The organism is Aeromonas sp. XH (assembly GCF_033348475.1).
Classification (GTDB): Bacteria; Pseudomonadota; Gammaproteobacteria; order Enterobacterales; family Aeromonadaceae; genus Aeromonas; species Aeromonas sanarellii.
The window spans coordinates 969,886-990,635 of sequence record NZ_CP137630.1 but is presented as its reverse complement, the minus strand read 5'-3'; the positions used below and the strand labels follow the sequence as shown (position 1 = coordinate 990,635).

The following is a 20,750-nucleotide window of genomic DNA, read 5'->3' as shown; positions in this document are numbered from 1 at the left end:
CCGTTATCAGGCATAGACAGGGAAGCGGCGGCAGATGTCCAGCACCTTCTCGCGCACGGTCGCCAGCACTTCTTCGTTGTCGTGGCTGTCCAGCACGTCGCAGATCCAGTTGGCCAACTGGATGGACTCGGCCTCCTTGAAGCCGCGGCGGGTGATGGCCGGGGTGCCGATACGCACGCCGGAGGTCACGAACGGAGAGCGCGGGTCGTTCGGTACGGAGTTCTTGTTGACGGTGATGTTGGCCTTGCCGAGGGCTGCGTCGGCGTCTTTGCCGGTCAGCTCGCGGCCGATCAGATCCACCAGCATCAGGTGGTTGTCGGTACCGCCGGAGACGATCTTGTAGCCGCGCTCCATGAAGGTGGCGGCCATGGCCTTGGCATTCTTGACGACCTGGGCCTGGTAGGTCTTGAACTCGGGCTCCAGCGCCTCCTTGAAGGCCACGGCCTTGCCGGCGATGACGTGCATCAGCGGGCCGCCCTGACCGCCCGGGAAGACGGCGGAGTTCAGCTTCTTGTACAGATCTTCGTCGTCGGCGGCGGAGAGGATCAGACCACCGCGCGGACCGGCCAGGGTCTTGTGGGTGGTGGAGGTGACCACGTGGGCGTGGGGCACCGGGTTCGGGTAGACGCCGGCGGCAATCAGACCGGCCACGTGGGCCATGTCGACGAACAGCCAGGCGCCGATCTTGTCGGCGATCTCGCGCATGCGGGCCCAGTCGACGATGCCGGAGTAGGCGGAGAAGCCGCCGATCATCATCTTCGGCTTGTGCTCGACGGCCAGACGCTCCATCTCGTCGTAGTCGATCTTGCCGGACTCGTCGATGCCGTAGGGGATGATGTTGTACAGCTTGCCGGAGAAGTTGACGGGGGAGCCGTGGGTCAGGTGACCGCCGTGGGCCAGGTTCATGCCGAGCACGGTGTCGCCCGGCTGCAGCAGGGCCATGTAGACGGCGCTGTTGGCCTGGGAGCCGGAGTGCGGCTGCACGTTGGCGTAGGTGGCACCGAACAGCTCCTTGGCGCGCTCGATGGCCAGGGTTTCAACCACATCCACATACTCGCAACCACCGTAGTAGCGCTTGGCCGGGTAGCCTTCGGCGTACTTGTTGGTCAGCTGGGAGCCCTGGGCTTCCATGACGCGGGGGCTGGTGTAGTTCTCGGACGCAATCAGCTCGATGTGCTCTTCCTGACGACGGGTCTCGTCTGTGATGGCCTGCCACAGCTCTGGATCATAGCCGGCGATGGTCATGTCACGTTTCAACATCCGTTTATCTCCTGAAAATCGTTTGCGCGATAGGTGAAGTGGGCCCGCGCATTGTAACGTGAGCTGGATCAAAGAGACAGTCCAACCACCCAAAAAAATGTTTATAAAATGTAAAATACGTCGCAATTCTCGAAACCCGCTCCTCCTCCCGGTCAGCGCCCGCTCACCCCAGCCAACGAGTCGCCGGCCCCCGCCACCCCACCAGCCTCTGCCGACAGGCAGCCAAAAACCAGAGCTAGATCATGGATATAGCGTTTACTAACAGATAACATCTTTAGACCGCGCGGCCTCTGCCGGCCCCGCAGAGGCCACGCCATGCGTTTTCATCCCGGACCACAAGGGGAAACACCATGATGGATCATCTGATGCTGTTCTTGATTGTCGCGGTCTTCGCTCTCTTCTACTGGGTCTACTACACCGGCAGCCGCAAGGGCGCCTGCACCACCCGCTGGGAAGCACTGCCCACTCGGGAGCAGTACCTGGCGGCCCACCCCGGCGCCGCCGATGGGGATATCATCTTCTGCATTCATTGCGGCCACCACCAGCAGCAGGCTGTGGGCCTGGTGCACCAGCTGGATTACCGGCGCCAGCATATCTGTCCCCGCTGCAAGCAGGCGCTCTATCGCGTCGAGGAGTAGGACCACGCAGCGTCCGCTGTCGCGAGCGAGAACCGCCGCCTGCTCCTGCGTCATCACTCCGCTCGCCAAGGCGATCCGGCCAAAGCGCCCCGTGAGTTTCCTTTATTTTTAAAGTCGTTAGAATCGGGAGCCTCTATGACTCCCGATTGTCATCCACGGAGGAAAAATGCAGGAATTCATGGCTACCAGCGAACGCCGGGCAGAGCTTTACTGGTGGTTTTCCACCCTGTTCGCTGCCGAACTCAGTGATGCACAGATCGCTGAATACGACACCTATGACGTACGCAGCTTCTTGAAGAGTCTCTCCACCCTGGATCCCATGCGCGAGGCGGTGGCAGAACTCAACGAAGCCATCGCCCGCCTGCTGGTTCGCGAGGAGCGCGCCACTGCACTGGCTGCCGACTTCAACGCGCTATTTCTCTCCCCCAAAGCGGTGCAACCATACGAATCCGCTCATGGTGACAACACGGCGCGTAGCCGCATGGAACAGCGCCTGAACCGGCTCGCTATCGATGTCAGCGAGAAATACCAGCAGCCTGTCGACCACCTGGCCATCGAACTGGATCTGATGGGCAACCTCATCATCCGCGCCGCCGAGGCGACCACCGCCGCCCTTCGCGAGGAGTGGCTCGGCGAACAGGAAGGGCTGCTGCACGGCCATCTGCTGGCCTGGTTCGAGCCCTTCGAGCAGGCCTGCCGCGCCGCCGACCCGTTTGGCTTCTACGGTGCCAGCGCCCGGCTGCTGGGGGTATTCCTGAAGATGGATGCCAACTACCTCTCCTTGGTCAAACCGGCGAAATCCGCCGACTGAGCCCGCCATGAAGACAGCCCTGCTGCTGATCGCCTGCTGGCTGCTGGCCCTGATCCCGCTGGATCAGGGCATTACCCCCCTCGTCGTCCTGCTGTTCAATCCGGATCGGGCACTCTACGGCACCGCCCAGCTCACCGGTTTTGCCGGCATACTGCTGACCCTCTACCTCGCCAATCTCGGGGTGGAAGTGGTACTGCGCCGCCGCTTCCAGATCGCGGGCATGCTGGCCCTGCTGGCCGCCTGGATCGGCTTCATCAACAGCAGCGGCACGGAGAGTCACTGGCTGCTGCTCTACGCCATGGCGCTGCCGTTTCATCTGGTAGGCTGGCTCGTGTTCGTGCGGGGCATCCAGGCCTTTGGTCGCCAGAAAGGCTGACATCCCGTTGATTTAACTCCTCCCCACACTTTCTTTCTCTCCTGAAACTTCATGCCATACTGACACAGCCGTCCAAATGACAAAGAAATCAATTCAGGAGCCTCCATGGAAAAAGTGCTACCCGAATCGGTTCCGACACCGCATCTGTCAGGCCCGCTCTCCCTTCACGAGTTGCAACGGTTGTTCGAGCAGGCCCCGTTTGGCATTGGCGTGTTCGATCGAGAGTTCAGATGCCGTGGCGTCAACGCCAGCTTTGCCGAGCGAAGCGGCCTCCCCCAGGCGGACCACGTCGGCAAGACGCTGCTTGAAATCAGTCCGGCCCAGGCCCCCCTGCTGGCCCCTTTGCTTCAGCAACTGCGCCATGGCGCTGTGCAGGTCGACGTGGAGCTGGACGACATGGAGGCCACTCATTCCGCGCCGCCGAGACGGTGGCACCTGAGCTGCAGCCCGGTGCTGGATGACGACGGCATCTTCAACGGCCTCTTTCTCATCATGCGCGAACTCTCCCCCGTGCCCCGCCTCCACCCCGGAGTGCCCGGCCCCCTCGGGATCCAGGAGATGGCCCATCACCATGTGCAGCGGCTCTACCAGATGGAGGCCAGACTGCAGCACCTCTCCTATCACGATCCCCTCACCGACCTCGGCAATCGCCACCTGCTGCAGGAGCGACTCGCCATGGAGATCGCGACGGCCCGCCTGAACAGGCAGGCCCTGGCGCTGCTCTTCATCGATCTCGACGGCTTCAAGCTCATCAACGACAACCTGGGGCACAACGCCGGCGATCAGCTGCTCAAGCTGTCAGCGGATCGCATCCGCCACTGCCTGCGCCCCGGAGATGTCGCCATCCGGCTGGGGGCGGACGAGTTTCTGGTGCTGCTCCCAGGCATCGGGGAGCCGCAGGAACTGGTGGGGCTGATCGAACGGCTGCAACGCAGGCTGCACGATCCCGCCGACATCGGGCAGGAGCGGGTGAGACTCTCGGCCAGCATAGGCGTCTCCCTCTATCCGGAGCATGGCCAGACCCCGGACAGTCTCATCAGTGCGGCGGACAATGCCATGCACGAGGCCAAGCGCCGGGGTCGCAACGGCTATCTGTTCCACTCCCCGGACATGGCGGCGCAGATCAGGGAACGGATGCTGCTGGAGCAGGGGCTGCTCAAGGCCATGGAACAGCAGCAGTTTCGCCTGCTCTACCAACCCATGGCGGATCTCGCCCATGGCAACCTCAGCGGTCTCGAAGCCCTGGTGCGCTGGCAGCATCCCAGCCTGGGCATGATTTCCCCCGCCAAATTCATCCCGGTGGCGGAGGAGTGCGGCCTCATCGAGCAGCTCGGGGAGTGGGTGATGCGCACCGCCTGTCAGCAGGGGCAGAAGTGGCTGGCCGAGGGCTTCAGCGTTCCCAGGCTGTCGGTCAACGTGTCGGTCAGGGAAATGCGCTCTCCCGACTACGTGGAGCGGGTCAACGCCATCCTGGCCGAGACCGGCTTCCCCGCCGAGCGGCTGGAGATCGAGGTGACAGAGAGCATCATCCAGAGCGTGGATCACAGCCTGCGCCTCTTCACCCGCCTCAAGGCGCTGGGGGTGCAGATCGCCATCGACGACTTCGGAACCGGCTTCTCTTCCCTGAGCCTGCTCAAGAGTCTGCCCATCGATCGCATCAAGATAGACAGGGCCTTCGTCCAGGCGCTGCCCGACGACAAGCACAGCCGGGAGCTGTGTCGCACCATAGTCCAGCTGGCCAGCTCCCTTGACATGGTGGTCACGGCGGAGGGGATCGAAACCCAGCCTCAACGCCAGTTCCTGCAATCCCTACGCTGCGAGGAAGGCCAGGGCTACCTGTTCAGCCATCCCCTGCCGGAGCCCCACATGGCCTCCATGCTCGCCACACGGCATTGAGGATCCCGGACAGCCCAATGACAGAAGGGAGCCCCAGGCTCCCTTCTTCGTACTCCCCTCGGGCCATGTCGACCGGCCCGCCTCGTCGCTATCCAAAAGTCTAATTGCCCTCCGGCACCAAAGGTATAAGTTGTTACTCAATCATTAAGAAAATGTATTCACAGGAGTGAGAGATGAGCGAGAGCAAGGTCTACCCGGTCAAGGCCCACATCGGCAGCGGCGCCCTGCTGGACAAGGAAGGTTATGAAGCCATGTATAAGGCGTCTGTGCAGGATCCGGACGCCTTCTGGGGGGAGCAGGGCAGGATCCTCGACTGGATGACCCCCTACACCCGCGTCAAGAACACCTCCTACGATCCGGGCCACGTCTCCATCAAGTGGTACGAGGACGGCCTGCTCAACGTATCGGCCAACTGCCTGGATCGCCACCTGAGCGAGCGTGGCGACAAGGTCGCCATCATCTGGGAAGGGGACAACCCGGCCGAGGATCGCAAGATCACCTACCGTGAGCTGCACCTTGAGGTGTGCAAGTTTGCCAACGTGCTCAAGGCCCAGGGGGTCACACGCGGCGACATGGTCTGTCTCTACATGCCCATGGTGCCAGAAGCGGCCATCGCCATGCTGGCCTGTACCCGCATAGGTGCCGTGCACAGCATCGTCTTCGGCGGCTTCTCGCCGGAAGCGCTCTCGGGTCGCATCATCGACTCCGGGGCCACCATCGTCATCACCGCCGACGAGGGGCTGCGCGGCGGCCGTCCCATCCCCCTCAAGAAGAACGTGGACGAGGCGCTCACCCACCCGGAGACCCGGGTCAGCAAGGTGATCGTGCTCAAGCGCACCGGCGGCAACGTCGCCTGGCATGGTCACAGGGACATCTGGTGGCACGATGCCGTCGCCGCCGCCAGCCCGGATTGTCCGCCCGAGGCCATGGGGGCCGAAGATCCCCTGTTCGTGCTCTACACCTCCGGCTCCACCGGCAAGCCCAAGGGGGTGCTGCACACCACGGGCGGCTACCTGGTCTATGCCGCCCTCACCTTCAAGTACGTGTTCGACTACCACGAGGAGGACATCTACTGGTGTACCGCCGACGTGGGCTGGGTCACCGGCCACTCCTACCTGGTCTACGGGCCACTGGCCAACGGCGCCACCACGCTCATGTTCGAAGGGGTGCCGAACTACCCGGCCACCAACCGCATGAGCCAGGTGGTGGACAAGCATCAGGTCAGCATCCTCTATACCGCCCCGACCGCCATCCGCGCCCTGATGGCCAAGGGCAAGGAGGCCGTCGAAGGCACCTCCCGTACCAGCCTGCGCATCATGGGATCGGTGGGTGAACCCATCAACCCGGAAGCCTGGGAGTGGTACTACCGCACCATAGGGGACGAGCGCTGCCCCATCGTCGACACCTGGTGGCAGACCGAGACCGGCGGCATCCTGATCAGCCCCCTGCCCGGCGTCACCGCGCTGAAGCCCGGCTCCGCCACCCGCCCCTTCTTCGGGGTACAGCCGGCTCTGGTGGACAACCTGGGCGAACCGCTGGAGGGGGCCACCGAGGGCAACCTGGTGCTCACCGACTCCTGGCCCGGCCAGATGCGCACTGTGTTCGGCGATCACGAGCGCTTCGAGCAGACTTACTTCTCCACCTTCCCCGGCCGCTACTTCACCGGCGACGGCGCCCGTCGCGACGAGGATGGCTACTACTGGATCACCGGCCGGGTGGATGATGTACTGAACGTCTCCGGCCACCGCATGGGCACCGCCGAAATCGAATCGGCTCTGGTGGCCCATCCCAAGATAGCCGAGGCGGCCGTGGTGGGGGTGCCCCACGAGATCAAGGGCCAGGGCATCTATGCCTATGTCACCCTGATCGCCGGGGAAGAGCCGAGCCGCGAGCTGCATAAAGAGGTCAAAGAGTGGGTGCGCAAGGAGATAGGCGCCATCGCCACCCCGGACGTGATCCACTGGGCCGAGGGGCTGCCCAAGACCCGCTCCGGCAAGATCATGCGCCGGATCTTGCGCAAGATCGCCACCGGCGAGACCGACAGCCTGGGGGATATCTCCACCCTGGCGGATCCGGGCGTCGTGGACAAGCTGATCCGCGAGAAGTCGGAAGCGGCATGATCATGCCCCAGGTTCTGCGCAAGATCGCCACCGGCGAGACCGACAGCCTGGGGGATATCTCCACCCTGGCGGATCCGGGGGTCGTGGACAAGCTGATCCGCGAGAAGTCGGAAGCGGCTTGAGTCCCCTTCCTCCCCGCAACAGAGCCGGCCCAGTGCCGGCTTTGTTGCGTCTGGAGCCCGTGCGAAGAAGCAGGCAGCGGCAGAGAGGGGGCTTGTGCCGAATCGTTCAATAAACAGGCAGATGTAGAGATTAGACCAGTAAAATGCTGCTAATTTTCACGAAATCAATATAATTGCGAAATCTGTGTGCCAGGGCACACCGAATTGTGCAAAAATTGGCTAGATTTCTGGTAGTCCACAGATAGCTGATAGATAGCAGCATAATCATCGAGGATGTACTCAATATGTCGCAACATCACCGAATCCTCCTGCTCAACGGCCCCAATCTGAATCTGCTGGGCAAGCGGGAACCGGGAATCTACGGCAGCAAGACGCTCGATGAGATCGTCGCCGATCTGGCCGCTCGCGCCAGCGAACTCGGTGTCACCCTGGAACATCTGCAATCCAACGCCGAATACGAGCTGATCGGCCGCATCCATCAGGCCATGGGCCAGGTGGATTTCATCATCATCAATCCCGCCGCCTTCACCCATACCAGCGTCGCCATTCGCGATGCTCTGCTGGGTGTGGCCATCCCCTTTATCGAGGTTCACCTGTCAAACGTTCATGCCAGGGAGCCCTTCCGTCATCACTCCTATCTGTCCGATGTCGCCGAGGGGGTGATCTGCGGGTTGGGTGCCGATGGCTACCATTTCGCTTTAACCGCGGCCGTGCATCAGTTGCGCGCGGCTTGATAATCACTGATCAGATAAAGAAGAAAGAGAATGCTAATGGATATCCGCAAAATCAAGAAGCTGATTGAACTGGTTGAAGAGTCCGGCATCGCCGAGCTGGAAATCTCCGAAGGGGAAGAGTCCGTTCGCATCAGCCGCAATTTCTCCGGCCAGGTTAGCGTTGCCCCGCAGATGATGATGCAGCCGGCACCGGTGCAACAGGCCGCCGCTCCGGTTGCCGCGGCCCCGGCCGCTGCCGCAGCGCCCGCTGCCGATGCCGCTCCGAGCGGTCATCTGATGCGCTCCCCCATGGTGGGCTCCTTCTACCGCTCCTCCAGCCCGGAAGCCAAGCCGTTCGTGGAAGTCGGTCAGCACGTCAATGTCGGCGACACCCTGTGCATCGTCGAAGCCATGAAAATGATGAACCAAATCGAGTCTGACAAGGCCGGCGTGATCAAAGCGATCCTGGTTGAAAATGGTCAGGCCGTCGAGTTTGACGAGCCGCTGTTCATCATCGAATAAGGGAAAATGCCACCCATGTTGGACAAAGTAGTCATCGCCAACCGCGGTGAAATTGCCCTGCGGATCCTGCGCGCCTGCAAAGAGCTCGGGATCAAGACAGTGGCCGTTCACTCCACTGCCGATCGGGAGCTCAAGCATGTGCTCCTGGCCGACGAAACCATCTGCATCGGCAAACCTGCCAGCGGTGAGTCCTACCTCAACGTGCCGGCCATCATCGCCGCCGCCGAGGTGACCGGTGCCGTCGCTATCCACCCGGGCTACGGCTTCCTCTCCGAGAACGCCGACTTTGCCGAAGTGGTCGAGAAATCCGGCTTCATCTTCATCGGCCCGCGCGCCGAGACCATTCGCCTGATGGGTGACAAGGTCTCCGCCATCGAGGCGATGAAGAAGGCGGGCGTGCCCTGCGTACCCGGCTCCGACGGCCCGGTGGACAACGATGCCAAGCGCAACGCCGCCATCGCCAAGCGCATCGGCTATCCGGTGATCATCAAGGCCGCCGGTGGCGGTGGTGGTCGCGGCATGCGCGTGGTGCGCAGCGAGTCCGAGCTGGCCGCCGCCATCGCGCTGACCAAATCCGAAGCGGGCCAGTTCTTCAAGAACGACATGGTCTACATGGAGAAGTACCTGGAGAACCCGCGCCACATCGAGATCCAGGTGCTGGCAGACGGCCAGGGAACCGCCCTCTACCTGGGTGAGCGGGACTGCTCCATGCAGCGCCGCCACCAGAAGGTGGTGGAAGAGGCGCCGGCTCCCGGCATCACCGAAGAGATGCGCAAGTTTATCGGCGAACGCTGCGTGCGCGCCTGTCTCGAGATAGGCTACCGCGGTGCGGGCACCTTCGAGTTCCTGTACGAGAACGGCGAGTTCTACTTCATCGAGATGAACACCCGTATCCAGGTGGAGCACCCGGTCACCGAGATGGTCACCGGCGTCGACCTCATCAAGGAGCAGCTGCGCATCGCCGCCGGCCAGCCCCTGTCGATCACCCAGCAGGACATCCGCATCCGTGGCCATGCCATCGAGTGCCGGATCAACGCCGAGGATCCGGCCACCTTCCTGCCCTCTCCCGGTCTCATCCAGCGCTTCCACGCGCCGGGCGGCCTGGGGGTGCGCTGGGAATCCCACATCTATGCGGGTTACAAGGTGCCGCCCTACTACGACTCCATGATCGGCAAGCTGATCTGCTACGGTGAAAACCGCGACGTGGCCATCGCCCGCATGCGTCACTCCCTCGACGAGCTGGTGGTGGAAGGGATCAAGACCAACATCGCCCTGCAAAAAGAGATCATGAAGGACGAAAACTTCCAGCACGGTGGGACCAATATCCACTACCTGCACAAGAAGTTGGGTCTGTAACAGCGTCAGGCCCAACCACTTGGGCACGGTGGCGACACGAGCAGCCACTACCTGCACAAGAAGCTGGGTCTGTAAGGACACCTTCATCGAGAAAACGCGCGATCCGGCAGGATCGACAAATGAAAAGGGCCATGGCGACATGGCCCTTTTTTGTTATTCTTGCGCCCCGCTCACTCGTCGGAGGCCACAGTGAACCGCTTCGCACTCGCCCGCCGGGAAGCAGCCCTCTGCCTGCTGCTCACCCTGCTCTATTTCCTTGCCTGGTATGGCTCGGCTTATTTCATCCCCGAGGATCTCGAGCTCTGGGAGATGCCGCTCTGGTTTCTGCTCAGCTGCATCCTGATGCCGCTGCTGTTCATCGGTCTCTGTGCCCTCATGGTGGATCGCCTGTTCGTCGATATTCCCCTGGATACCGAGGCGCCGCTCACCGACCCCGAGCCGGGACAGGCGGGCGACCCCATGACCCAGCATCGCCTCCACGACACCCCCTCTCCCGCCCACGAGGAGCACCACCATGAATCTTGAGCTGATGCTGCCGTTGGTGGTCTACCTGGTGCTGGTGCTGGGAGTGGGATTCTGGGCCAGTCGTCACCGTATCGCCGGCGACTTCGTGCAGGAGTACTTCATCGGCAACCGCAGCATGGGGGGCCTGGTGCTGGCCATGACGCTGGTGGCCACTTATACGTCTGCATCGTCCTTTATCGGCGGCCCCGGCGCCGCCTACAAGGTCGGCCTCGGCTGGGTGCTGCTGGCCATGATCCAGCTGCCCACCGTCTGGCTCACCCTGGGAGTGCTTGGCAAGAAGTTTGCCATCATCGCCCGCCGGGTCAATGCGGTGACCATCAACGACATGCTGTGGGCCCGCTACCAGAGCCGGGCCGTGGTGATCCTGGGCTCCGTCACCATCATCCTGGCCTTTATCGCGACAATGGTGGTGCAGTTCATCGGCGGAGCCCGTCTGCTGGAGGCGGCCACCGGCCTCTCCTACCAGCAGGGGCTCTTCCTGTTTGCCAGCTGCGTGCTGCTCTACACGGTGATCGGCGGCTTTCGCGCAGTGGTGATGACGGATGCCCTGCAGGGCATCGTCATGCTCATCGGCACCGGGGCCCTGCTGGCGGGGATCCTCATCGCAGGTGACGGATTGCCGAACCTTGTCCACCAGCTCAAGGAGATCGATCCCAAGCTGGTGAGCCCGCAAGGGGCCGACGACATGCTGACCCAGCCCTTCATGCTGAGCTTCTGGGTGCTGGTCTGCATCGGGGTGGTGGGGCTGCCCCACTCCGCCCTGCGCTGTTTCGGCTATCGCGACAGCAAGGCGCTGCACCGCGGCATCCTCATCGGCACCATAGTCTGCGCCCTGCTGATGTTCGGCATGCACCTGGCCGGGGCCCTGGGCCGCGCCATCCTGCCCGGCATGGACAGCCCGGACAAGATCATGCCCTCCCTCATGATGGAGGTGCTGCCCCCCTGGCTGGCCGGGGTCTTCCTGGCGGCGCCCATGGCGGCCATCATGTCCACCATCGACTCCCAGCTGATCCAGGCCTCCGCCACCCTGGTGAAAGATCTCTACCTCAACTACCTCAACCCCCGCCAGGAGAGGCTGGAGGTGCGGGTACCCAGGCTCTCCCTGCTCTGCACCCTGATCCTCGGCACCCTGGTGCTGCTGGCGGCGTTGCAGCCCCCCGAGATGATCATCTGGCTCAACCTGCTCGCCTTCGGCGGCCTGCAGGCGGTGTTCCTCTGGCCGCTGGTGCTCGGCCTCTACTGGTCGCGGGCCAACGGGCCAGGGGCCCTGGCCAGCATGGCGAGCGGCATCCTCTGCTACACCGCCCTGAGCCAGTGGGGGATCAAGCTGGCCGGCCTGCACGCCATCGTGCCCAGCCTGGGGCTCGGGCTCGTCGCCTTCGTGCTGGTTAGCCTGCTCACCCCGCCCCCGGATCAGGCGGTACGCCGATTGTTTGATCAAAATTAAGAAAAGGATCAATAAAGGACCCCTCGCCTATTCCCAAATGGGGGCCCACGGGTAAAATGTGCGCCACGTCACAAATACCGTGCCCCCATGCCAGTTCCGAACGCCAGAAAGATCCTGACCCAGTCCCTGCAACGGCTCGGCTATGCCCTGCTGCTGCCCGTCTCCATCCTGCCCCTGGCCGCCCTGCTGTACCGGCTTGGTCAGCCTGACGTGCTGGATCTGGCCGTGCTCTCCCTCGCCGGTCGCGCCCTGTTCAGCCAGATGCCGCTCATCTATGCCGTGGCCATCGCCTTCGGACTGAGCCGCCAGGGACAGGGAGCCCAGGCCCTCGCAGGTGCGGTCAACTTCCTGCTGCTGAGCTCGGCCCTCGGCACCCTGGCGCCCGGGCTGCATGCGGACATGATCTGCGGCCTGCTGTCCGGCCTCGTCACGGCGCTGGTCTGCTCCCGGGCCCGCAGCCTGCGCCTGCCGGGCTGGCTTCGCCCCTTGCAGGAGGACCTGCCGGGCATGCTGCTCTCGGCGCTCGCCTGTCTGTTGCTGGTGATCCCCCTCTCGCTCCTCTGGCCGCTGCTGGAAGATGGCATCACCCTGCTCGCCTCGGACCTGCTCACCACCCCCTTCGGCGCCTTCTGCTACGGCGTGCTGAATCGGCTGCTGATCCCCCTCGGCCTGCACCAGGTGCTGGGCAGTCTCATCGGCCTGGGGGAGAGCAACCTGCAGGCCCTCTCCACCGCCCAGCCGCTGCACGAAGGCTACGTGGCCGGGCTCTACCCCGTTATCATGTTCGGCCTGCCCGGCGCCTGTTTCGCCATCTGGCTCCATCGCCAGCGGATGCGGCAGCTGCCGCAGGGGGGGCTGCTGCTCACCCTGGCGCTCACCTCGGCTCTAGTGGGCATCACCGAACCCATCGAGTTTCTGTTCGCCTTCACCGCCCCCTGGCTGTTCCTGGCCCACGCCCTGCTGACCGGACTGTCGCTCGCCATCTGCAACGGCCTCGGCATCCAGGTGGGCAGTTACTTCTCCGCCGGGCTGCTGGATCTGGTGCTGAGCTACCAGTACGGTGAGCACAGTTTCTGGCTCATCCCCCTCGGTATCCTGTTCTTCGTCATCTACGCCCTGCTCTTCTCCCGGCTGCTGGAGCACGCGCCCTTAAGCCTGCCGGGCAAGCCCATCGCCGAAGAGTTGCCCCAGCTCGCCACCGTGGCCCCCACGGACCCCCAGATGCTGGCCATCCAGTACCTCAAGATGCTGGGGGGCATGGACAACCTGCAGGCCATGAGCGTCTGCCTGACCCGCCTCAGCCTGCGGGTGCGGGAGATGGCGCTGGTGGATCAATCCTGCCTGGCCAGGCTGGGCTGCCTCTCATGGATAGTGCTGAATGAGCATCAGCTGGTGCTGGTGTTGGGCCCCAATGCCGGCCTGATCGAGGGGCAGATCCGCATGCTGGCCGAGCGCCAGTCGGTCCCCCTCGGCCTCGAACCTGCCCAGGCTCCCCTCGGCCAGCACCAGTGATCAGGCGAAGGGCAGACGCTCGGCGACGAAGTCCATCAGGCTGCGCAGGGCGGGCGCCAGGTGCTCCCGGCTCGGGTAGATGAGGTAGAAGGGATTGGGGGGAATAGGGTGCTCCGGCAGCACCTTGCACAGCCGCCCCGCCGCCAGATCGTCACGACAGACGTGGGCCGGCAGCAGGGCTATCCCCCCTTCATGGAGCGCCAGCTCCCGCAGCGCCAGCAGGCTGTTGCTAAGACAGGCCCCCTGGGGTCGCCAGCCCCCCTCCTGCAGCGGCCACACCGGCAAGGAGCCGTGTACCAGGCAGGCATGCAACTCCAGTTCAGAGAGCTGCTGCGGCGTGCCGTGGCTCGCCAGGTAGCCAGGGGCCGCCACCAGATGGCGCGCCACCTGGCCGATGCGCCGGCAGATGAGGCTGGAATCCTTCAGCGGCGCCGCCCGCAGCGCCAGATCGTAGCCCTCCCCCACCAGATCCAGCTGTTCATCGCAGAGGGTCAGCTCCAGCACCACCTCGGGATAGAGGGCGCGAAACTCTGCCAGGATCCGGCCGAGCAGCAGGGTGCCGGTGGCCTCGGGCGCGGTGATCCGCACCCGGCCCGCCGGGGCCGAGCGCAGCCTGGCCATGGCCAGGTTGGCGCTGCGCGCCAGGGTCAGCAGCCCCTGGCAATGCTCCACATAAACCTCCCCCTGGGGCGTCAGACTCAGCCTGCGGGTGGTGCGCTGCAGCAGGCGGACCCCGAGGCGGGACTCGAGGCGCGAGATCTTCTGGCTCACCGAGGACTTGGGCATGCCGAGCACCTCGGCCGCCCTGGTAAAGCTCCCCTGCTCCACCACGGTGGCGAACAGTCCCATCAGCTCCAGCTCGGCATTATTGTTCATATATTCAAACAGTCTTTATTAATTACCCATCTTAATCTTGATAATCATCCAGACTAGAGTGAGTGGCAATCCCGAACACTGCTATTTGAAAGGAAAAGCCATGAAAGCCATCGCCCTCACGCACTATCTGCCAAGCGACCACCCCCACTGCTTCATCGAGAGCGATCTGCCCGACCCGACACCGGGCCCGCGGGATCTGCTGGTACGGGTCAACGCCACCTCCATCAATCCGGTCGACACCAAGGTGCACGCTCCCAAGGACAAAGTTGAAAGCAGCCCCCGCGTCCTGGGCTGGGACGCCGTGGGGGAAGTGATCGCCGTCGGCAGCGACGTCACCCTGTTCAAGACGGGCGACCGGGTCTGGTACGCGGGCGACATCAGCCGCCCGGGCAGCAACAGCGCCCTGCAACTGGTGGACGAGCACATCGCCGCCCTCGCACCCCGGACCCTGAGCGACACCCAGGCCGCCGCCCTGCCGCTCACCGCCATCACCGCCTGGGAGGCCCTGTTCGAGCGCATCGGCCTGAATCTTGAGAGCCAGGGGCGCCTGCTCATCATCGGCGGCGCAGGCGGGGTCGGTTCCATCGCCATCCAGCTGGCCCGCCAGCTCACCAATATGGAGGTGATCGCCACCGCCTCGCGGCCTGAAACCCGGGAGTGGTGCCTGGACATGGGCGCCCACCGGGTAGTGAGTCATCACAAGCTGCAGGCAGAGCTGGCCGCCCTTGGCATCAACCAGGTGGACGCCATCTTCTGCACCAATGCCACCGAACAGCACTGGGACGCCATGGCGAGCCTCATCCGCCCCTTCGGTCACATCTGCACCATCGCCGAATCCAGCGAGCCCTGGGACCTGGCCCGACTCAAGCCCAAGAGCGTCACCTTCAGCCAGGAGTTCATGTTCACCCGCTCCCTGTTCCAGACCCCGGACATGATCGAGCAACACCACCTGCTCGGCCGGGTCGCGGCCCTGGTCGACGAGGGGGTGCTCAAGACCACCCTCACCAGGACGCTGCCCGAACTGACCCCCGCCACCCTGGCGCAGGCCCATCGCGAGCTGGAGGCCGGCCGCATGGTGGGCAAGCTGGTGATCGACATGAGCGGTTTCGATCGCTGAGGCAGTGCAAGGCCGGGCTTGATGGTATCTATTCCCTTATGGGTAAAAAATGCACCATCATGGGGTGAAATCACCAGTGACAAGCCCCAAGAGTGCACAGCCGCGGCAGGCCCTGCCCCTAGATAGCGGGGCTTTCCCGGCAAAAATCATAAAAAAGGGGCCATCCCGTTTGGGATGGCCCTAAAAAACCTGAACGTTGGGGTAACAATCACACACATATCCTTATGCAGGACATATCCATCTTTGCAGATAACGTGCCAATACCTTATTTTTACCGCCAATTCGCCGATATTCCCCGCTTTTCCATAAAAAAAGCCACCCGAAGGTGGCTGAAAAAAGATGACGGAACTTCATAGAGCAAAGCATTCAGCGGGAACAAGTTGCTTCCCGTCACCCAGTAGTGAATACACTAATCGTGCCAACTTGGCAGAAGTGCCCTCCTTCCCCATGCCGCCACGGGCAGACCACGACAGCACAGGCCCATGATGATAGAATCCCGCGATTTCACATTTATGAAGAGTCGACGCCATGCCCTGGATACAAATTCGAATCAACGCCACCGCCAAGACCGCGGACAAGGTGAGCAACATGCTGCTGGGGCGTGGAGCCCAGGCGGTGACCTTTATGGATGCCAAGGATGTGCCCGTCTATGAACCCATGCCCGGCGAGACCCCGCTCTGGGGCGAGACCGAGGTGATGGGGCTGTTCGACGCCGAAACCGACCCGGCCCCCACCATCGCCTTCTTCCAGCAGATCTTCGGTGAGGATGTGGGCTACAAGGTCGAGCAGCTGGAGGACAAGGACTGGGTGCGTGAATGGATGGATCACTTCCACCCCATGCAGTTCGGCGAGCGGCTCTGGATCTGCCCGAGCTGGCGCGACGTGCCCAACCCCGATGCGGTCAACGTCATGCTGGACCCGGGCCTGGCCTTCGGTACCGGCACCCACCCCACCACGGCGCTCTGCCTGCAGTGGCTGGACGGGCTGGATCTCGCGGGCAAGACGGTGGTGGACTTCGGTTGTGGCTCCGGCATTCTCGGCATCGCCGCCCTGAAGCTCGGCGCAGCCCGGGTCATCGGCATCGACATCGACCCGCAGGCCATCCAGGCGAGCCGTGACAACGCCGAGCGCAATGGCGTCGCCGACCAGATAGAGCTCTATCTGCCGGCGGATCAGCCGCAAGGGGTGGAGGCGGACGTGGTGGTGGCCAACATCCTGGCCGGCCCGCTGCGCGAACTGGCGCCGCTCATCGCTGGCCACGGCAAGCCCGGCAGCCTGATGGCGCTCTCCGGCGTGCTGGAGAGCCAGGCCCAGGAGCTGGAGCTCATCTACGGCCAGTGGTTCGACATGGACCCGACCGCGGTGAAGGAGGAGTGGTGCCGCCTCTCCGGCCGCAAGCACGGCTAAGGGCGGCGCCCGCCATCAGGGCGGCAAGCGGGCATGTTTATCAAACAAGAGCACCGGACGGTGCTCTTGTTGTATCTCCCCTTGGCCCACTCTGGGGGATGGCTCACGCCTCTCTGGCCGCTGAGGGATTAACATCGAGCGTCCCCATCATAGAGGCCCAGTCATGACCGAATACCAGAAGATGATCAGCAGCCAACCCTACAACTGCATGGCGCCGGAGCTGGACGCCTTGCGCCGGGAGACGGCGCGCCTGTATCGCCGCTTCAATCAGGCGGAAGATGAGGCTGAACAGCGGACACTGCTGGCGGAGCTGGTTGGCGAGCTGGCAGAGAACGCCTTCATCTGCCCGCCCCTCTACTGCACCTATGGCCGCCACATCCACCTGGGCAAGGGCTCCTACATCAACATGGGCGCCACCCTGCTGGACAACGCCCCCATACGCATCGGCGCCAACGTCATGATCGGGCCGAACGTGCAGATCTATACCGCCGCCCACGCGCTGGACGCCGATGAGCGCATCCAGGGGGTGGAGACGGCGCTGCCGGTCACCATAGAGGACAGGGTCTGGATAGGCGGCGGCGCCATCCTGCTGCCCGGCGTCACCCTGGGGCGGGAGGCCATCGTCGGCGCCGGATCTGTGGTGACCAGAGACGTACCGCCCGGCGCCCGGGTGGTGGGCAACCCGGCCCGGGTGCTGACTGCCAGGACAAAGCACACCGCCCAGTAGCCCCCATCACGCTGATCTCAAGACCGCGCCATCTGTCAAAAGGGTTGCCCGCCAAAAAGCGCAGATAAAAACAAAGCTCGATGTCATCAAGACCGAGCGGGTTTGTAAAAGGGCTTGCTTGCCGGGGCTACGAGACGAATGGAGCCGACACCTGAAAAGCGCGGATAAAAATGAAGCCCAATGTCACCGGGACCTTGGGCTGTAAAAAGGTGCTACGGAATTGCGACTCTCATCGCAGAAAATTAGAAGGGGTCACCTTCTAAACTGGCACTGGGATAATAGCGGGACGCAAACGTTTTACATAGCGTAATCAACCGGGATTGAGAAGAACCTCTCACTATTTAAAAAATGTTCGTCCGTCCCCCTTCTCCCCCCTTGGCAAGCGCCCAATTATCAGTACAGCCTGATGCCGATGCGAAGAAACAAAAAAGCCCTGAATAATCAGGGCCTTTTTGCATTTATCCTGGCTCAGAAGCGGCGCACGAAGTCCGCCATCGGCAGCTCGCGCAGCTTGCGGGCCTCCAGCATGGGGGTGCCGAGATAGAGGAAGCCCACCAGCTGGTCCTCGGGTGCCAGCCCCAGTCCGGCGTTGATCTGCTGATCGAAGATGAACCAGCCCGAGCGCCAGATGCCGTTGAAACCCTGGGCCTGGGCCGCCATCTGCATCGCCATCAGGGCGCAGCCGGCGGAGAGCTCCTGCTCCAGTTTCGGCACCTTGGGGTGCACCTGATAGCGGGTCGCCACCGCGATCACCAGGGGGGCGCGCAGGGGTGCGGCACGGCTCTTCTCGATGCCATCCTCGTCCTCGCCGCGGGCACGGGCCGCCTCGGCCAGCAGGTCCCCCAGTCGCTCCCGTCCCTCTCCCTCAAACAGGATAAACTGCCAGGGGGTCAGGGTGCCGTGATCCGGCGCCCGCAGCCCCGCCTTCAGGATGTTGTCGAGCACCTCGCCGCTCGGGGCTGGCTCGGTCAGGCGGCCACAGGAGTGGCGATTGAGTAACAGATGGAGGGCGTCCATGGGCAGTTCCTTGTCAAAGGCGATGATGGCGCTACCTTAGCACAGCACCGGATGAAGAAAACCCCTGGGTCTCAGGGGTTTGTCGCAATGCCCATGATGTTGTGCAGCCACCGGTGGCAGGGTGGAGAGCGGTCAAATGACGGCGGCCAGTTCGGCCCCCTGGCGGATCGCCCGTTTGGCATCCAGCTCGGCGGCCACGTCAGCCCCGCCGATGATGTGCACCGGCTTGCCCGCCGCCTGCAGGCCGGCCTGCAGCTCCTTGAGGGGCTCCTGCCCGGCACAGATGATCACCTGATCCACCGGCAGACACTGCTTGGCATCACCCACCTGGATGTGCAGCCCCTGGTCGTCGATACGCAGGTACTGCACCCCGGAGAGCATCTGCACCCTGCGGTTCTTGAGCACGGTGCGGTGGATCCAGCCTGTGGTCTTGCCAAGGCCGTCCCCCACCTTGCTCTCCTTGCGCTGGAGCAGCCAGATCTGGCGCTCGGGGGCGTCGATCTCGGGTTTGATCAGACCGCCGCGCTCGGTGAGCTGCCGGTCGATGCCCCACTCCTTGAGCCAGTGATCCCGCTGCTGCACCGCCTCACCCTCGGCTCGCTTCTCCACCAGATATTCCGCCACGTCGAACCCGATGCCGCCGGCCCCGATCACCGCCACCTTCTCGCCCACCGGCTTGTGATCTCGCAGCACGTCCAGGTAACTCAGCACCTTGGGATGCTCGATCCCCGGGATGTTGGGAGTGCGCGGGCGGATGCCGGTGGCGAGGATCACCTCGTCAAAGCCGCCGCCGAGCAGGCTCTCGGCGCTCTGGCGCTGACCCAGATAGAGCTCGACACCGCACTTCTCCAGCCGCCTGGCGAAGTAGCGCAGGGTCTCGTGGAACTCCTCCTTGCCCGGGATCTGCTTGGCGAAGTTGAACTGGCCGCCGATCTCGCTCGCCTGATCGAACAGGCTCACCTGATGGCCGCGCTCGGCGGCGTAGCAGGCGAATGCCAACCCCGCCGGACCCGCCCCCACCACCGCCAGCTTCTTGGGCTGGGGCACCCGGCCGAAGGTGAGCTCGGTCTCGAAGCAGGCTCGCGGGTTGACCAGACAGGAGGCGCGCTTCTGCTTGAACACGTGATCCAGGCAGGCCTGGTTGCAGGCGATGCAGGTGTTGATCTCGTCCGCCCTGTCTTCGGCCGCCTTGATGACGAACTCGGGATCCGCCAGGAAGGGGCGCGCCATGGAGACCATATCCGCCTCGCCCCCCGCCAGGATGCGCTCCGCCACCTCCGGCGTGTTGATGCGGTTGGTGGTGATGAGGGGCACGGTGAGATGCTTCTTCAGCTCGGCGGTCACCCAGCTGAAGGCGCCGCGCGGCACGCTGGTGGCTATGGTGGGGATGCGGGCCTCGTGCCAGCCGATGCCGGTGTTGATCAGGGTCACTCCCACAGCTTCCAGCGCCTTGCCCAGCGCAATCACCTCTGCCAGGGTCGAGCCCTGCTCCACCAGATCCAGCATGGAGAGGCGGAAGATGATGATGAAATCCGGGCCGACCCGCTCGCGGATGGCGCGCACTATCTCCACCGGGAAGCGCATCCGGTTATCAAAGCTGCCGCCCCAGCCGTCGGTACGCTTGTTGGTGCGCTCGCAGATGAACTGGTTGATGAGATAGCCTTCCGACCCCATCACCTCCACGCCGTCGTAACCCGCACTCCTGGCCAGGGTTGCCGTGGTGGCGAAGTCGCGGATGGTGCCGCGGATCTGCCGCTCGCTCATGGCGCGGGGCTTGAACGGGGAGATGGGCGCTTTGAGGGCGCTCGGCGCCAGGCTGAACGGATGATAGGCGTAGCGGCCGGCATGGAGGATCTGCAGCGCTATCTTGCCCCCTTCCCGGTGCACCGCCTCGGTCACCTTCCTGTGCTTGGCCACCTGCCAGGGGAAGCTCAGCTGGGTGCCATGGGGCACCAACCGCCCCCGCAGGTTGGGGGCGATGCCGCCGGTCACGATGAGACCGACCCCGCCACGGGCCCGCTCGCCGTAGAAGGCGGCCAGCTTGTCGAAGCCCCCCTTCTCCTCTTCGAGGCCGGTGTGCATGGACCCCATCAATACGCGGTTGCGCAGCCGGGTAAAGCCGAGGTCGAGGGGGGTCAGCAGCGTGGGATAACGGCTCATCATGAACTCCTTGTCGGGGCCGGGCTGGAGGCACCCCGCCCTGATCCGGCCATCGCCCAAGGCCAGGGCGACGTCGGCAGGATGGGCGTGTGGCTCACGGGGCCTCCAGTTAATTTTTTGTTATCAAACTGGAGCTAGAGTAAAGAAT

The 20,750-nt window shown here is 63.6% G+C and carries 18 protein-coding genes and 1 pseudogene; 15 read left to right on the top strand and 4 right to left on the bottom strand.

The genetic code is table 11. The features are described from left to right. Positions 1–6: 6 nt before the first annotated feature. On the bottom strand, positions 7–1,260 hold the full coding sequence (gene glyA / locus R2B70_RS04685) for a serine hydroxymethyltransferase (protein ID WP_161469847.1): 1,254 nt from the start codon (positions 1,258–1,260) through the stop codon (positions 7–9). Positions 1,261–1,610: 350 nt separating this feature from the next. Here glyA and R2B70_RS04680 point away from each other — a divergent pair, with 350 nt between their 5' ends. The 12 genes and pseudogenes from R2B70_RS04680 to R2B70_RS04625 all read left to right on the top strand — a co-directional run bounded on the left by R2B70_RS04680 (position 1,611) and on the right by R2B70_RS04625 (position 13,298). Then, positions 1,611–1,898: a hypothetical protein gene (locus R2B70_RS04680; RefSeq protein ID WP_161469846.1), complete on the top strand. Its 288-nt coding sequence runs from the start codon at positions 1,611–1,613 to the stop codon at positions 1,896–1,898. 166 nt (positions 1,899–2,064) lie between these two features. Further along, positions 2,065–2,709: a molecular chaperone TorD gene (gene torD, locus R2B70_RS04675; protein ID WP_219143684.1), complete on the top strand. Its 645-nt coding sequence runs from the start codon at positions 2,065–2,067 to the stop codon at positions 2,707–2,709. Positions 2,710–2,716: 7 nt separating this feature from the next. Continuing rightward, positions 2,717–3,085, top strand: coding sequence for a hypothetical protein (locus R2B70_RS04670; RefSeq protein ID WP_042078166.1), 369 nt, complete (start codon positions 2,717–2,719; stop codon positions 3,083–3,085). 105 nt (positions 3,086–3,190) lie between these two features. Then, a complete protein-coding gene (locus tag R2B70_RS04665; RefSeq protein WP_318162769.1) occupies positions 3,191–4,981 on the top strand; it encodes an EAL domain-containing protein in 1,791 nt (596 codons plus the stop codon). A gap of 173 nt (positions 4,982–5,154) precedes the next feature. Continuing rightward, positions 5,155–7,101: an acetate--CoA ligase gene (gene acs, locus R2B70_RS04660; RefSeq protein WP_318162768.1), complete on the top strand. Its 1,947-nt coding sequence runs from the start codon at positions 5,155–5,157 to the stop codon at positions 7,099–7,101. Next, the gene (locus tag R2B70_RS04655; RefSeq protein ID WP_318162767.1) at positions 7,098–7,223 is read left to right on the top strand and encodes a hypothetical protein; all 126 of its coding nucleotides are present in this window, start codon (positions 7,098–7,100) and stop codon (positions 7,221–7,223) included. Before acs ends, R2B70_RS04655 begins: the two co-directional genes overlap by 4 nt. A 284-nt stretch (positions 7,224–7,507) precedes the next feature. Continuing rightward, entirely contained in the window at positions 7,508–7,957 is a 450-nt protein-coding gene (gene aroQ, locus R2B70_RS04650) for a type II 3-dehydroquinate dehydratase (protein ID WP_318162766.1), read from the top strand. 36 nt (positions 7,958–7,993) lie between these two features. Then, positions 7,994–8,458, top strand: coding sequence for an acetyl-CoA carboxylase biotin carboxyl carrier protein (accB, locus tag R2B70_RS04645; RefSeq protein ID WP_209793288.1), 465 nt, complete (start codon positions 7,994–7,996; stop codon positions 8,456–8,458). A gap of 15 nt (positions 8,459–8,473) precedes the next feature. Next, entirely contained in the window at positions 8,474–9,814 is a 1,341-nt protein-coding gene (accC, locus tag R2B70_RS04640; protein ID WP_042078171.1) for an acetyl-CoA carboxylase biotin carboxylase subunit, read from the top strand. A gap of 189 nt (positions 9,815–10,003) precedes the next feature. Next, positions 10,004–10,255 (top strand): annotated as a pseudogene (locus tag R2B70_RS04635) (DUF997 family protein); the annotation flags it as partial. A 73-nt stretch (positions 10,256–10,328) separates the two neighbouring features. Then, complete coding sequence (gene panF, locus R2B70_RS04630; protein WP_042078172.1) at positions 10,329–11,786, top strand: sodium/pantothenate symporter; 1,458 nt, start codon at positions 10,329–10,331, stop codon at positions 11,784–11,786. Positions 11,787–11,873: 87 nt separating this feature from the next. Further along, positions 11,874–13,298 (top strand): PTS transporter subunit EIIC, encoded by a 1,425-nt coding sequence (locus R2B70_RS04625; RefSeq protein WP_042078173.1) that lies wholly within the window; start codon positions 11,874–11,876, stop codon positions 13,296–13,298. Here the strand turns inward: R2B70_RS04625 and R2B70_RS04620 are convergent, their stop codons facing one another. Then, the gene (locus R2B70_RS04620; RefSeq protein WP_318162765.1) at positions 13,299–14,174 is read right to left on the bottom strand and encodes a LysR family transcriptional regulator; all 876 of its coding nucleotides are present in this window, start codon (positions 14,172–14,174) and stop codon (positions 13,299–13,301) included. A gap of 100 nt (positions 14,175–14,274) precedes the next feature. Here R2B70_RS04620 and R2B70_RS04615 point away from each other — a divergent pair, with 100 nt between their 5' ends. The 3 genes from R2B70_RS04615 (at position 14,275) to R2B70_RS04605 (ending at position 17,425) form a co-directional block, all read left to right on the top strand. Continuing rightward, positions 14,275–15,291, top strand: coding sequence for a zinc-binding alcohol dehydrogenase family protein (locus R2B70_RS04615; protein ID WP_318162764.1), 1,017 nt, complete (start codon positions 14,275–14,277; stop codon positions 15,289–15,291). Positions 15,292–15,819: 528 nt separating this feature from the next. Then, positions 15,820–16,698 carry a 50S ribosomal protein L11 methyltransferase gene (gene prmA, locus R2B70_RS04610; RefSeq protein WP_318162763.1) on the top strand — a complete coding sequence of 293 codons (879 nt, stop codon included), beginning with the start codon at positions 15,820–15,822 and terminating at the stop codon, positions 16,696–16,698. Positions 16,699–16,861: 163 nt separating this feature from the next. Then, positions 16,862–17,425: a sugar O-acetyltransferase gene (locus R2B70_RS04605; protein ID WP_318162762.1), complete on the top strand. Its 564-nt coding sequence runs from the start codon at positions 16,862–16,864 to the stop codon at positions 17,423–17,425. 468 nt (positions 17,426–17,893) lie between these two features. On the opposite strand, the gene R2B70_RS04600 is transcribed toward R2B70_RS04605, so the two are convergent. Both R2B70_RS04600 and R2B70_RS04595 read right to left on the bottom strand, forming a co-directional pair. After that, entirely contained in the window at positions 17,894–18,442 is a 549-nt protein-coding gene (locus R2B70_RS04600) for an NAD(P)H nitroreductase (RefSeq protein ID WP_318162761.1), read from the bottom strand. A 132-nt stretch (positions 18,443–18,574) separates the two neighbouring features. Further along, complete coding sequence (locus R2B70_RS04595) at positions 18,575–20,602, bottom strand: NADPH-dependent 2,4-dienoyl-CoA reductase (RefSeq protein WP_318162760.1); 2,028 nt, start codon at positions 20,600–20,602, stop codon at positions 18,575–18,577. Positions 20,603–20,750 lie beyond the last annotated feature (148 nt).

Coding starts and splice junctions, on each gene's coding strand:
- glyA (WP_161469847.1), bottom strand. CDS start 1,260: ATGTTGAAACGTGACATGACCATCGCCGGCTATGATCCAGAGCTGTGG.
- R2B70_RS04680 (WP_161469846.1), top strand. CDS start 1,611: ATGATGGATCATCTGATGCTGTTCTTGATTGTCGCGGTCTTCGCTCTC.
- torD (WP_219143684.1), top strand. CDS start 2,065: ATGCAGGAATTCATGGCTACCAGCGAACGCCGGGCAGAGCTTTACTGG.
- R2B70_RS04670 (WP_042078166.1), top strand. CDS start 2,717: ATGAAGACAGCCCTGCTGCTGATCGCCTGCTGGCTGCTGGCCCTGATC.
- R2B70_RS04665 (WP_318162769.1), top strand. CDS start 3,191: ATGGAAAAAGTGCTACCCGAATCGGTTCCGACACCGCATCTGTCAGGC.
- acs (WP_318162768.1), top strand. CDS start 5,155: ATGAGCGAGAGCAAGGTCTACCCGGTCAAGGCCCACATCGGCAGCGGC.
- R2B70_RS04655 (WP_318162767.1), top strand. CDS start 7,098: ATGATCATGCCCCAGGTTCTGCGCAAGATCGCCACCGGCGAGACCGAC.
- aroQ (WP_318162766.1), top strand. CDS start 7,508: ATGTCGCAACATCACCGAATCCTCCTGCTCAACGGCCCCAATCTGAAT.
- accB (WP_209793288.1), top strand. CDS start 7,994: ATGGATATCCGCAAAATCAAGAAGCTGATTGAACTGGTTGAAGAGTCC.
- accC (WP_042078171.1), top strand. CDS start 8,474: ATGTTGGACAAAGTAGTCATCGCCAACCGCGGTGAAATTGCCCTGCGG.
- panF (WP_042078172.1), top strand. CDS start 10,329: ATGAATCTTGAGCTGATGCTGCCGTTGGTGGTCTACCTGGTGCTGGTG.
- R2B70_RS04625 (WP_042078173.1), top strand. CDS start 11,874: ATGCCAGTTCCGAACGCCAGAAAGATCCTGACCCAGTCCCTGCAACGG.
- R2B70_RS04620 (WP_318162765.1), bottom strand. CDS start 14,174: ATGAACAATAATGCCGAGCTGGAGCTGATGGGACTGTTCGCCACCGTG.
- R2B70_RS04615 (WP_318162764.1), top strand. CDS start 14,275: ATGAAAGCCATCGCCCTCACGCACTATCTGCCAAGCGACCACCCCCAC.
- prmA (WP_318162763.1), top strand. CDS start 15,820: ATGCCCTGGATACAAATTCGAATCAACGCCACCGCCAAGACCGCGGAC.
- R2B70_RS04605 (WP_318162762.1), top strand. CDS start 16,862: ATGACCGAATACCAGAAGATGATCAGCAGCCAACCCTACAACTGCATG.
- R2B70_RS04600 (WP_318162761.1), bottom strand. CDS start 18,442: ATGGACGCCCTCCATCTGTTACTCAATCGCCACTCCTGTGGCCGCCTG.
- R2B70_RS04595 (WP_318162760.1), bottom strand. CDS start 20,602: ATGAGCCGTTATCCCACGCTGCTGACCCCCCTCGACCTCGGCTTTACC.